Raw genomic sequence first — 12,237 nt, forward strand, 5'->3', positions numbered from 1 at the left:
ACTGGAGGGAGCGAGCGACGTGAGCGACCGAAGCGCGCAGCGAGCCGCGCGAGTCCTCGCGACTGGGGCGTTGGAGGTGTTCACTGGTGACCTCGATCAACGGCTGATAAGCGAGCGGCTGAGGCTTTTGAGCGACTTGCCGTCGCTCTCACGTCGAGTGGCGTTGTAGAGCGCCTCGGCAGGTGATACGCCTCGACCTGTTGCAGTCAATACAGGTGATCCACAGACCGACACGCGGTTCGGATCTGCCTATATTGTGTCAATAATTCCGTGCGAGATACAGAGGCTGCATGTATCAAAGAAACCGTTCGTCGGCTTCTTTTGAGTGAATCGTTGACTCCGAGGCGGTAAGCCACCCGGTATCCACATCAGATGGAACGTCGAACTCGGGAACAAATGGCTTGATGTCCAGCAAGGGGGTCTGATCGACGACATCGATACCGTTGACGGTTACCCTTTCATCTGTGACAGATTCAATCTTGACGACAGAAAGGCCGATTGGATTCGGACGCTGCGGGGCTCGCGTCGCAAACACTCCCCGCTGCTCGTCATCGAGAAACGGTTCAACCTTCAGCGGAGCAGCGTGGTCAGACTTATGAAAATGATACAGTAAGATACAATGCGTAAATCCGTCGAGATCTTGTAGTCCATCTGCGTACTCTTCTTTGAGTTCGACAGTTCCCTCTATAGCAGTGTCTCCGACCGGTTGGATCGGCATTCCATCCGGTGATTCGAAAGCTGTTCGAATTACCCCGATCGGCTCGTAGCAGAGTTGACCTTCGGACACACCGGTAGTTCAGTCTTGGATTGATAAATCAATTCGTGACCGATACGCGCAATGTATCTCGCCCGAGTATTGGAATACCTCTCCAATCTGGCAGAATCTTTGACACTCAATACGCCCTCTTCACCGACCGTTTCAGTCCGATCTGTCTCTGAAGCAGCGGATTTCTACAGGGCCGTCGAGGAGGGGCACGTGACCGACCGGAGACGGTCGAGATCGAGTCACCGAGACCAAGACGCCCTACTTCGCGACCTTCGCCTCGAACTTCTCGCGCACCTTCTCCATCTTGGGCTTCGCGTGGAAGCTGCAGTAGGCGTCGTTCGGGTTCTTCGCGAAGTAGTCCTGGTGGTGTTCCTCGGCGCGGTAGAACGTCTCCAGTCGCTCGAGTTCCGTCACCACGTCGTCGTCGTACTCCGAATCGAGCGCCTCGATGTAGGCCGCGGCGGTCTGCCGCTGCTCCTCGTCGTGGTAGAGGACGATCGAGCGGTACTGGCTCCCGACGTCGGGGCCTTGTCGGTTGAGCTGGGTCGGGTCGTGGACCTCGAAGAAGGCCTCAAGCACTTCGTCGTAGGCGATCACGTCGGGGTCGAACTCCACCTGGACGACCTCTGCGTGACCGGTGTTACCGGAGCAGACCGCCTCGTAGGAGGGGTCTTCGACGTGGCCGCCCGCGTAGCCGGAGGTAACCGACTCGATGCCGGTGAGCAGTTCGAGGGCCGCCTCGGTACACCAGAAGCACCCGCCGCCGAGCGTCGCGGTTTCGAGCTGATCGGACATACCTCTCGTTGGCGTCGGAGACGTATTAATCACGCGCGAGTCGGGAAGTGCGGTCGGCTACGCTCCCCCGCCGTTCGATCCCCCGCCGTTCGATCCCTCGTCCTCGTCTCGCGTCGTGTCCTCGTCTCGCGTCGTGTCCTCGTCTCGCGTCGTGTCGTCACCGCTCGGGTCGCCCTCGGCTCCGCCCTCCTCGCGATGCGCCACGTCCGCGTCGGACGGGAAGCGGTCGACCGCGTACTCCCCGGTGTCGATCCGCTCGGCCGGCTCCGAGTAGTCGCGGTCGCTCACGGAGAAGTCAGGACGGATCACGCCGTCGTCGCGGTCCTCCGAGACCGGGTGATCGCGCTCGCGCATGTCCACGTCGGTCTCGTCGAGGTCACTCTCGTCGACACCCGTCTCGTCGGCATCGTCCCCGCCCTCGTCGACACCCGTCTCGTCGATGTGGCTCCCACCCTCGCCGTCCGCCTCGTCGTCGCTCACACTCTCGCTGACGTCGGTTTCGAACCACTCGAAGCGGTCTTGTCGGTCGCGACGGCTCTTGACGGCTGACTGAAGCCGTTCCTGCAACGTCTCGCGGAGCTCGACGGCGTCGTCGGTCTCGACGTCGACGGCGGCGGCGGATGCGCCGCCGAGCGAGCTCCCGCCCGCTGTGTCGGCGACGACCGTCGCCACGTTCCAGCGACGCTGAAAGATGGTTCGACTGTCGATGACGGTCTGGATCCGGTAGTACGGAACGACCGTCACCGTGCGGCTCCAGAAGCCGTTTCGCGTGAGGAGGTGGTCCTTGCCGAGCCAGTAGCCGCGGTGTCTCCACTTGAGGTGCGCGGCCGGCGGCACCGCGAGCAGGAGCGCCGCGAGACCGTACCACGGGAGGTCGGCGGCCACGTACCAGTCGACCGCGAACCCGATTCCGACGACGACCGCGACGACGACCGCGTAGCGGAACGCGTAGCGCCACCGGATGCGTCCGGGCGGACGGGCGAACGTCGGCGAGCCGAACGACTCGACCTCGTGTGCGAGCCGGTACACCCGGTCCGTCGTCGCGATGGGGACGGCCGACTGACTCCCCTGGTCGCCGTTCTGTCCGGGCGCGTAGCCGGCGGTCTCGATGGAGAGGCTCGCGTAGCCGAGCGCGCGCTTCGCCGGGTTGTCCGATATCGTCAGCGTCTGGACCTTCTCGGTGGGGATCGACCCGCTGTACCGCCGGAACAGTCCCCGCTCGTACCGGAGTTCGTCGCCGGCGCGCGAGAGCTGGAACCCGTAGTAGTTCGAGAACGCGACCCCCGCACCGAGCGCCCACGACACGAGGAACAGCGCGCCGACGGCGACGACGGCGGTCGCGGTGAGCGCCGTGGCCGACGCCTCGGGGATGAACCCGGACAGCACCGGGATCGACCCCGAGCTCAGGAACGCGAGCAGGCCGATGAGCCGCCCGTCGAACGACAGGGCGCCGACCAGCGCGAGCTCGCCGGGCGAGATGGCGAACAGCACCTCCTCTTCGATCTCGATTGCACCCGTCCCCTCGGTGGCGTCTCTCGTCGCGCGCGTCCCGTCCGTCGCGTCCGCACCCTCGACGCCCCCGGCCGACGCGTTCGACTTCCGGCGCTGGACCTCCCGGCGAATGCGGGTCGCCTCCTCTGGGGTGACGAACCGGATCGAGCCCTCGGTGGAGGAGCCGCCGGCGGTCTCCAGGTCGACCGCGGCGATCCCGAGCGCCCGCTGGATCACGCTCTGGCTCACGTCGACGTTCTGTATCCGGCGATAGGGGATCTCGCGCTCGCGACGCGAGACCACCCCGGAGGCGATGTCGAAGGTGTCGTCCGTGAGGTGGTAGTCGAACCGCCGGTAGTAGGCGGTCTCGTACGCGAGCGCGGCGAGGAGGATCGCCCCGCCGGCGGCGGCCGCCGCCGGGAGCCCCCAGTCGTTGCTGTTCGCGACGAAGAAGGCGATCACGACGAACCCCGACACCTTCTGGAGCGCGCGGTACGGGACCGACTGGGGCGCGAGCTTCACACCGCGTCCTCCCCGTCCGCGCGGATCGCCAGTCGCTTCAGCTCCTCGCGGAGGTCGCTCGCCCCCTCGGGCGTCAGACCCGGGATCCGGACATCGGCGCCGCGCGAGCCGGCCGTGTAGACGACGCAGGACGCGAGGCCGACGCCGCGCTCGACCGGGCCGCGCCGAGAGTCGACGTGCTGGATCCGCACCAGCGGCACGGTCGTCCGGACCTGCGTCACCACGCCCCGGTCGAGGTACAGCGCGTCCTCGCGGATCTCGTAGCTCCAGCGTCGGTACTTGAGCACCGCGTGGACCGCGCCGAGCGCGAAGAAGGCGGCGCCGGCGGCGACCGGCGCCCACCTCGGCAGGCGGCCCAGGTAGAACGCGCCGGCGAACGGCGCGGAGAGCACCGCCGCGACGAGCGCCGCGCGGAGGATCCACACGAGCCGGATGCGGGGATGGAGCGACTGCGTCGTCATCTGCGCTCCCCCGCCGCGTGTCCGCGTGTCATGCGTCGCCGTTGTTCGCGGCGACGTATAAGTCCGGGCGGAACGGGCGTCGCCGGCCGCCGCCCGGGCGACGCTCCGGACGAGGTTGTGTGTTACTCTCTGTCGAAGTCAAGTATTGCCGAAACCGATATCAGGGGAGACAGAGTCGGACCGACCATGGCCGACGACCCGTTCGAGAACATGCTCGCACAGATGGACCGCGCAGAGGCGTACGCCGACGTGGACCACGGCGTCTTCGAGCGGCTCAAGTATCCCGACCGAACGCTCAAGGTCACGCTCCCGGTCAGGCTGGAGTCCGGAGAGGTCGAGGTGTTCGAGGGGTACCGCTGTCAGTTCGACAGCGCGCGCGGTCCGTTCAAGGGCGGCGTCCGGTTCCATCCCACCGTCACCCAGCGCGAGGTCGAGGCGCTCGCGGGGTGGATGACGTGGAAGACGGCGCTCGTCGACCTCCCGTACGGCGGCGCGAAGGGCGGCGTGATCTGCGAGCCGAAAGACCTCACCGACCGCGACCTCGAACGGCTCACCCGCCGGTACACCGAGGGGATCCGCCGGATGATCGGCCCCGAGACCGACGTGCCGGCGCCAGACATGAACACGAATCCGCAGACGATGGCGTGGATGATGGACACCTACTCGATGTACGAGGGCCACTCCGTCCCGCAGGTCGTCACCGGCAAGCCGCTGGAGATCGGCGGGACTCCCGGTCGCGTCGAGGCCACGGGCCGGGGCGTCTCAATCGTCACCGAGCGGCTCTTCGAGTACCTCGACCGCGACCTCTCGGAGGCGACCGTCGCGGTTCAGGGATTCGGCAACGTCGGGTCGAACGCGGCCAAACTCCTCGACGAGGCGGGCGCGCGGATCGTCGCCACCTCCGACGTGAGCGGGGCCGCCTACGACCCGGACGGGCTCGACGTCGCGGCGCTCGACGCACACGTCGGCGCCGGCGGGCTGATCGAGGAGTACGTCGCCGGCGACCTACGGGCGTCGCCGGACGGTCGACGAGCGGCCGACGGCGGCGAGCGCTGGGACGACCCGGACGCGATCGGCAACGACGAGCTGTTGACGCTCGACGTCGACGTGCTGATCCCGGCCGCCGTCGAAGGGGTGATCACCGCCGACAACGTCGACGACCTGCGCGCCTCGGCGATCGTCGAGGCCGCGAACGGTCCCACCACCGTGGCCGCCGACGAAGTCCTGACCGAGCGCGACGTCCAGGTGGTGCCGGACATCCTCGCCAACGCGGGCGGGGTGATCGTCTCGTACCTGGAGTGGGTCCAGAACGCCCAGGAGTTCTCGTGGCCGCTCGCGACGGTGAACGCCGAGCTCGAACGGCGCATCGGGACGGCGTTCGACCAGACGATCGACCAGTACGACGAGAAGGATCTTCCAGACCTCCGCACGGCCGCCTACACGCTCGCGCTCGAGCGCACCGCGAGCGCCCACGAGTACCGGGGACTGTTCCCGTAGGCACGGCTCTCCGGTCGACGTCCGTAGCGTCGTCTTCCGGTCGTGCCCTCAGGATCGCCGGATCCGGTCGGCGCTCACGTCGATCGGCTCCGCGCAGTGGACGATCGGCTCGCCGTCCGGACGCTCGAAGCCGTTGGCCTCGAACAGCGTGTTCTCTCGGACGTCGGCGATCCCCTCCCGCAGCGTCCACGGCTCGTGGCCGATCTCGCCTCGATACAGTCTCCTGCCGTCCGCGTAGAAGCGGTAGTTCTCGACGAGGAACGCCGCGAGCGACCCCGACTCGGCCGCGAACGCCGCTCCGGTCGGCTCGTAGGTGACGTCGAACCGCGCGCTCGGAACGCCGCGATGCGTCCGGCGGCTCTTGAATCGGACGGCCCCGTCGCCTCCGCTGACGGCCCCGTCGCTGACGGCACCGTCGCCTCCACGGGGCGTCGAGCGCGTCACGCTCATCTCGGCGCGGTAGTACGGGAGCGCGAACAGCCGCCTGGCGACCGCCACGCCGAGCCGGTCGTCCGCGTCGAGGTTGTAGAAGTAGACGCCGGGACCGGCCGCTCCCTCGACGTACGTTCGGAGGTTGAGCTCCGGGAACGAGAGCCCGAACGGGGCTCCGCGGGGGCGCACGTCGTCCATCACGAACGCGACGACCCCCAGATAGGCGTCGTCGCCGTGCGTGGCGACGGAGAGCCCCTCCGGGAGCGTCCCGGCGACGACCGCGGGATCGACCGGCCAGTGGAGGAACAGCCCGTCGCGCCACGTCATCTCAAGCCAGCGGCGTCCCACCATGTCCGCGGTAGGGGTGCGAGGGACAAAACCCGCACGACCGTGGTGCGCAAGTGGGATGTTCGGCTCAGACGTCCGGCCCGGGGGTCGCGTCCTCGGCGTCCTTCCACTCGCCGAGCCCGGAGGGGTCGAGGTGGACGTGGACGTCGCCGACGTCCTCCAGCCCACGGATGCTCGTGACGAGCTCCGTCTCGATGGCGTGGGCCTCTCGGAGCGTCATCCCGCCGTCGACCTCGACGTGAACCTCGACCTCCAGGTCGGTCCCGTCGTAGAACACCCGCAGGTCGTGGACTCCCTCGACGGCGCGGTGATCGAGGAGCGCCTCGGTGACGCGCTCGCGGTCTCCGGTCGGCGGCGCCGCGCCGACCAGGTACGTGACGTTCTCTCGCGCGATCTCGAGGCCCTGATACACGACGAGGACGCTGACTAGGGCGCCGGCGACCGGGTCGAGGACCGGGTACCCGAGGAACACGCCGAACACCCCGACCAGCGCCGCGACCGTCGTGTAGAGGTCGTTGAGGCAGTCGGCCGCGAGCGCGGTCAGCGCGGTCGACCCGAGGGAGGCGTTCACGCGCGCGGTGTACAGGTAGAGGAGGTACATGTCGGCCAGCGCGAACAGCAGCGCCCCGACGAGGACCGGGCTCGCTGCGACGTCGTGCGGGCCGAGCAGCCCGGCGAGCGACTCCCGCAGCAGGAGGAGGCCGAGCAGGAGGATCGTCGCTCCGACGAACAGCGCCGTCAGCGGCTCGATTCGCTGGTGGCCGTGCGGGTGCGTCTCGTCGGCGGCGTCGTACCGCGACCCGCCCCAGACGAACACGACCCCGCTGGCGACGAGGTCCGCGACGGAGTGGGCCGCGTCGGCCAGCAGCGCCACGCTCCCGAACGCCAGTCCGGCCGCGCCCTCCACCGCGATCTTCACCGCGTTGCCGAGGACGTTCACCCCCGCGGCCCGCTGGAACCGAGCCTTCTCGTCGTCACCCCAGGGGCCCCACATACGTCTCGTTCGTGGTCGCCCGGTCTTAAGAGCCCCGCCGCGTCCGGCCGAGGGAGTAGCCCCGCCCGAAGGCTTCGGGGACGAGCACGCCGGGCGTATCAGAACTGATTGGCAGCGGTGGAGGTTTAAATAGCTCGCTGACGGATACCGAGTATGAACAGCGGCGAGCGTGCCCAGAGCGAGGTCATCGGCGTCGTGCTCCTCCTCGGGATCACGATCGCCGCCGTGACCGTCACCGTCGCGACCGGGGGCGCGGCGCTCGGACTGGTCACCGACGAGGCGCGCTCGTCGAGCGTCGAGAACGGGATGTCGCAGCTCAGCTCCCAGTCGAGCCTCGTCGCCCTCGGCGAGACGGACGCCCGGCGGTTCGACCTCGGCTCCGTCGACGGCGGGCAGCTCCGGCTCGACGAGGACGCCGGGCGCGTGGCGGTGCGGATCGAGCGCCCGAACGAGACGGTGGAGACGTACAACGGCTCGATCGGGACCCTGGAGTACGTCGGCGAGGACCGGACCGTCGCGCTCCAGGGCGGCGGCGTCTGGGCGGCCCAGAACGGCCAGGGGCGGATGATCTCGCCGCCGGAGTACCACTACCGCGGGAGCACGCTCACCTTCCCCGTCGTGCGGCTGACCGGCGACGAGTCGGCCCCGTCGAGCGGGACCGGCGTCGTCCGGCGAGCGCCGGGCGACCCCGACGCCGTCGACGCGCCCGACAACCCCCTGCAAAACGGGACGGTCGTCGTCGAGGTGCAGAGCGACTACTACGAGGGGTGGTACGACTTCTTCAGCCAGCGCGCCGACGGCGACGTCACGAAGGACGACGCGAATCGGACGACGACCGCGCGGCTGGTGGTGCCGGACGAGGTGGGGTTCGAGCGGACTCTCACGGTGGGTCAGTCCGACGGCTACTCACATCGTGGCAACGAGAAGAAGGAACTGAGAGAGTCGGAGTACATGGAGGGCGTCTCGAATCCGTCCCCCGACTCGCTTATCGCGAGTGAAGTCGAGTCGGCGGCGGACGAGAACGACAACGACGACGCGTCGTGCGTGACGTCGTCCGGCTTCGAGGACTGCGGGACGCTCGGCGCCGGTACGTACTACGTCGATGGCGAGGCGACCGTCGACGGCGACGTAGACTTCAACACGACTGACGGCAACATCACGGTCGTCGTCGACGGCGACATGAATGTCGGCAACAGTGAGCTCACCGTCCTCGACGACAGTGACAACGGCGTCAAATACTACGTCAACGGGTCGCTCGACTTCCAGGGAGACGGGTACGTCGGGACCGCGAGCGAAGACATCGAGGCCGAGCGGAACCAGTTTTACGTCGCAGAGGGATTCCTCGACGGCAGCCAGGGTGACGGAAACCCGACCATTGAGGCGATCGTCTACGCGCCGAACGCCGACGTCGTCACCAAGGGTAATCCCACCCTTCGCGGGGCGTTCGTGACGCGGACCTTGGAGACGCAAGGGAACGCCAAAGTGGAGTACGACCCGGATCTCGCCGGGAAAGAGATCACGATCACCGGCGGCGCCGGCGAGAACCCCATCACCTACCTCCACGTGAGCGAGAACGTCGTCGAGGTCGACTTCGACCGGTGAGCAGCCCGTGAGGGTCGAGGGCGGGATAACGCCCCCGTCGTAACGACTAAGAACGAAACGCTCCTCGGTTACGGTAATGAATCACGAGTTTTTCGCCCGAGGTGGTCCCCGTGGGCGTCGAGATTAAGGAAACGGAGGTGAGCGACGAGGACTTCGCGGAGATGAAGCGGTTCGTGAGGGATTACCTCGCGGCCAGCGTCGAGAGCGAGGAGGACGGCGGTCGGATGCGCTGGTACCCCTGGCACTCGGCCGACTACCGGTTCAACCACATCCTCAACGTCGTCGACATCGCGGCCGAGATCGCCGAGGCGGAGGGCGCCGACGTCGACGTCGTGCGGGTGGCCGCGGTGTTTCACGACGTCGCGAAGCTGGAGGCCGAACAGGACGTCCACGCGGAGGCCGGCGCTCGCGTCGCCCGCGAGTACCTCCAGAGCCGCGGCAACTACCCGGAGTCGTTCATCGAGGAGGTGTGCGGCGCGGTCGTCGACCACTCGTACACGGGCGACTTGGCCGACGTGCCCCTGGAGAGCCGGTGTCTGATGGAGGCGGACCTCCTCGACAAGGTGGGCGCGAACGGCGCCGTGCTGATGCTGCTGCGCATGGGGTACGAGTCGCGCACGCACATGGACGCCGCGAAGATGGTCGATCGGGTGCTCCAGCGCGCCCGCGACCACACCGAGCGCGTCGTCTCCGACAGCGCCGAGAGCATCGCTCACCAGCGGATCAAGCGCGTGAAGTGGCTGCGCGAGTGGTTAGAGGAGGAGGTCGTGCGGATGGACGCCGACGGCGTCACCGAGCGCTGAGCCTGGGCGGCGGCCGCGGGCACCCCGCCACATCGTCACGACTCGGCGTCGACCCGCGGGAGCATCGCCTCCAAGTACCGGCGAGCGCCCGCTTGCGTGCCGCCGATCCAGCCGCGGTCGGCGGTGGTCGCCCAGCGGAGCATCCCGCCCGTGGCGAGCGTCTGGAGCGTCGACGACACCTCTGCGGGGGCGACGGTGTCGCCGCCGGCACCGGTCCGGCCCTCGGCGTCGAGTGAGGCGGCCGCCTCGCGGACCGACCGTTCGAGGAACGCCTCGAACACGCGGTCGCTGCGGTCGAAGTGGTCGCGGTAGGCGTCGTCGGTGGCGGCCTGCGCGCGCAGCTCGACGATGGCGGTCAGGAACCGCGCGTCCGCTCGCGCGGGCTCAGGTCGAACGCGTCCGCCGACACCGACGCCTCGAACCCGTCGAGGAGGAACCCGAGCAGGTCGACCAACAGCTCGTCTTTCCCGTCGTAGTGGTGGTACACGAGCGACGGGCTCTTGTCGAACTCCTCGCCGATCCGGCTGATCGTGAGGTCGGCGTACCCGTGGGCACAGAGCGCGCGGAACGCGGCCGCGAGGATCGACTCCCGGGTGTCGGTCGGCGCCGCGAACGGGTCGTGCATGTGCGACGTACCGCGGCGACCCACATAGGCTTCTTGATTGAACGTTCATTCAACACACTTAACACGGCAGCCACCCACACGACCGTATGACTCGACGCGACGCCGTCCGCGGTCCCCCGTCGGCCCACCACCCCTCCAAGATCGACGAGCGCGGAATCGGTGCTGCGAGATGAGCCGGAACGACGGAGTCAGATCGGCCCTTCTCGTCGGTCTCGCCGTCGCGCTCGTCGCCGTCGCGCTCGCCGGTGCCGTCACGGGCGCCGCGGCGCTCGACGCGACCGACGACGGACGGGCCGCGCTGACCGGACCCGCGGACGGGGACGGACTCGTCGCGCAGTCGAACGGCTCGGGGAGCGGACTGGTCCGCGGCGAGCCCGACCTCGACGTGTACGTCTCCCAGCCGACGGTCGCGAGCGGGAGCCGGGAGTCGGTGACGGTCGACATCCTCAACACGGGCGAGATGGACTTCGGCAAGGAGCTCGACCCGCGCGTGACGACGGCTCGCGGGCTGACGCTGGAGGCCGACGACGACGGCGTGCCCGTCGAGGTCGAGAGCGGCGAGACGGCCGTCGGCGACGTCCCCACGGAGGGCGGCCCGGTGTCCGTCCCCCTCGACGTCACGGTGCCCGACGACGTGCCGGACGGCTCGTACGACGTCGAGGTCACGGCCGACTACCGGTACACCTACGAGGTGAACCCGTCGTCCAGCCTCAACAACCACAAGGACCGCCGCGAGACGGACGAGTTCGACGTCACGATCGTCGTGGACGACGGCGCGCGGTTCGCGATCGTCGACACCGACACCGACGCGCAGGTCGGCGGCGACGGCGACGTGACCGCGACGCTGCGGAACGTCGGCGACGAGACCGCCCGCGACGCGGTCGTCACCGGGCGGTCGACCGGGAACGCGGCCGTGATCGGGAGCGAGGGGAGCGCGGAGTCGTTCGTCGGCGACTGGGCGCCCGACGAGAACCGCACCGTGACGTTCGACTCGACCGTCTCGCCCGACTTCGGCGACGGCGCGTACGCGCTCGTCACGTCGGTCGACTACCGCGACGCCGACGGGGTCGAGACGACCTCGCCCGCCTCCCGGGCCGGCGTGGTGCCGATCGGCGAACAGTCCTTCTCGATAGACGACCTCGACGGAGACCTGGAGGTCGGCTACTCGGGCGACGTCAGCGGGACGCTCACCAACGAGGGGCCGCTCGACGTCGACGACGCGGTGCTGGTCGCGGACTCCCAGAGCGGTCGCGTGTCTCTCGGGGAGAGCCGGTACGCGCTCCCGGCGGTGCCGGCCGGCGAGTCGGTCGACTTCTCGTTCGACGCCGACGTGAGCGGGAGCGCCGACCCCGGTCCGCGGCAGTTCCGGTTCACCACCGAGTACGAGAGCGGCGACGCGACGGTCGCGGTCGACGAGACCCGGCGCGTCGAGGTCGCGCCCCGCCAGCCTGAGTTCGACCTCGACGCCGACAACGCCACCGTTCCGGCCGGCGAGACCCGGCGGATCGCCTTCGAGATCACCAACCGGCGGCCCGAGACGCTCTCGTCGATCAACGCCGGGCTGTACGCCGACAGCCCGCTGTCGGCCGAAAACGACGAGGCGTTCGTCGACGAGCTGGAGCCCGGCGAGTCGACCGAGATCTGGTTCGAGGTGACCGCGGCGTCCGACGCCAGCGTCGAGACGCACCCGATCGAGCTCGACTTCCGGTACGACGACGAGCGCGGCGACGACCGCATCTCCGACGTCACGCAGCATCCGGTCGAGGTGACGGAGCCGACCGACGACGGCGGCCTCCCGGTCGTCCCGCTCGCCGTCGGCCTCCTCGTCGTCGTCGCCGGCGCGGGCGTCGCCGTCTGGTACCGGCGGCGGTGATCCCGTGGCCGACCCGACGTCCAGGTTC

At 68.7% G+C, this 12,237-nt stretch carries 10 protein-coding genes and 1 pseudogene; 4 read left to right on the forward strand and 7 right to left on the reverse strand.

The genetic code is table 11. The features are described from left to right. Positions 1–295: 295 nt before the first annotated feature. The 4 genes from tsaA to U4E84_RS01885 form a co-directional block, all read right to left on the reverse strand. On the reverse strand, positions 296–787 hold the full coding sequence (tsaA, locus tag U4E84_RS01870) for a tRNA (N6-threonylcarbamoyladenosine(37)-N6)-methyltransferase TrmO (RefSeq protein WP_322530399.1): 492 nt from the start codon (positions 785–787) through the stop codon (positions 296–298). Positions 788–1,024: 237 nt separating this feature from the next. Further along, positions 1,025–1,561, reverse strand: coding sequence for a peptide-methionine (S)-S-oxide reductase MsrA (msrA, locus tag U4E84_RS01875; protein ID WP_322530400.1), 537 nt, complete (start codon positions 1,559–1,561; stop codon positions 1,025–1,027). A 57-nt stretch (positions 1,562–1,618) separates the two neighbouring features. Next, positions 1,619–3,574: a PH domain-containing protein gene (locus tag U4E84_RS01880; RefSeq protein ID WP_322530401.1), complete on the reverse strand. Its 1,956-nt coding sequence runs from the start codon at positions 3,572–3,574 to the stop codon at positions 1,619–1,621. Then, positions 3,571–4,035, reverse strand: a complete 465-nt coding sequence (locus U4E84_RS01885; RefSeq protein ID WP_322530402.1) for a PH domain-containing protein — start codon at positions 4,033–4,035, stop codon at positions 3,571–3,573. Before U4E84_RS01885 ends, U4E84_RS01880 begins: the two co-directional genes overlap by 4 nt. A 186-nt stretch (positions 4,036–4,221) precedes the next feature. Between U4E84_RS01885 and U4E84_RS01890 the strand changes: the two genes are divergently transcribed. Next, positions 4,222–5,532, forward strand: a complete 1,311-nt coding sequence (locus tag U4E84_RS01890; protein ID WP_322530403.1) for a Glu/Leu/Phe/Val dehydrogenase — start codon at positions 4,222–4,224, stop codon at positions 5,530–5,532. 48 nt (positions 5,533–5,580) lie between these two features. Here U4E84_RS01890 and U4E84_RS01895 read toward each other — a convergent pair whose 3' ends face one another. After that, complete coding sequence (locus tag U4E84_RS01895; RefSeq protein ID WP_322530404.1) at positions 5,581–6,315, reverse strand: DUF2071 domain-containing protein; 735 nt, start codon at positions 6,313–6,315, stop codon at positions 5,581–5,583. A 64-nt stretch (positions 6,316–6,379) separates the two neighbouring features. Then, entirely contained in the window at positions 6,380–7,306 is a 927-nt protein-coding gene (locus U4E84_RS01900; RefSeq protein WP_322530405.1) for a cation diffusion facilitator family transporter, read from the reverse strand. Positions 7,307–7,459: 153 nt separating this feature from the next. Here U4E84_RS01900 and U4E84_RS01905 point away from each other — a divergent pair, with 153 nt between their 5' ends. Together U4E84_RS01905 and U4E84_RS01910 are read left to right on the forward strand one after the other, a co-directional pair. Then, positions 7,460–8,908, forward strand: coding sequence for a hypothetical protein (locus U4E84_RS01905; RefSeq protein WP_322530406.1), 1,449 nt, complete (start codon positions 7,460–7,462; stop codon positions 8,906–8,908). Between the two features lie 101 nt (positions 8,909–9,009). Then, positions 9,010–9,711: an HD domain-containing protein gene (locus U4E84_RS01910; RefSeq protein ID WP_322530407.1), complete on the forward strand. Its 702-nt coding sequence runs from the start codon at positions 9,010–9,012 to the stop codon at positions 9,709–9,711. Positions 9,712–9,746: 35 nt separating this feature from the next. Here U4E84_RS01910 and U4E84_RS01915 read toward each other — a convergent pair. After that, positions 9,747–10,336: pseudogene (locus tag U4E84_RS01915) on the reverse strand (TetR/AcrR family transcriptional regulator). 169 nt (positions 10,337–10,505) lie between these two features. On the opposite strand from U4E84_RS01915, the gene U4E84_RS01920 reads away from it, so the two are divergent. Further along, on the forward strand, positions 10,506–12,209 hold the full coding sequence (locus U4E84_RS01920) for a hypothetical protein (protein WP_322530408.1): 1,704 nt from the start codon (positions 10,506–10,508) through the stop codon (positions 12,207–12,209). Positions 12,210–12,237 lie beyond the last annotated feature (28 nt).

The organism is Halorubrum sp. AD140 (genome assembly GCF_034497445.1).
GTDB lineage: Archaea > Halobacteriota > Halobacteria > Halobacteriales > Haloferacaceae > Halorubrum.

What these genes read in the sequence shown, in the direction of transcription:
- msrA (WP_322530400.1), bottom strand. Translation starts at nt 1,561, where the DNA reads ATGTCCGATCAGCTCGAAACCGCGACGCTCGGCGGCGGGTGCTTCTGG.
- U4E84_RS01885 (WP_322530402.1), bottom strand. Translation starts at nt 4,035, where the DNA reads ATGACGACGCAGTCGCTCCATCCCCGCATCCGGCTCGTGTGGATCCTC.
- U4E84_RS01890 (WP_322530403.1), top strand. Translation starts at nt 4,222, where the DNA reads ATGGCCGACGACCCGTTCGAGAACATGCTCGCACAGATGGACCGCGCA.
- U4E84_RS01895 (WP_322530404.1), bottom strand. Translation starts at nt 6,315, where the DNA reads ATGGTGGGACGCCGCTGGCTTGAGATGACGTGGCGCGACGGGCTGTTC.
- U4E84_RS01900 (WP_322530405.1), bottom strand. Translation starts at nt 7,306, where the DNA reads ATGTGGGGCCCCTGGGGTGACGACGAGAAGGCTCGGTTCCAGCGGGCC.
- U4E84_RS01905 (WP_322530406.1), top strand. Translation starts at nt 7,460, where the DNA reads ATGAACAGCGGCGAGCGTGCCCAGAGCGAGGTCATCGGCGTCGTGCTC.
- U4E84_RS01920 (WP_322530408.1), top strand. Translation starts at nt 10,506, where the DNA reads ATGAGCCGGAACGACGGAGTCAGATCGGCCCTTCTCGTCGGTCTCGCC.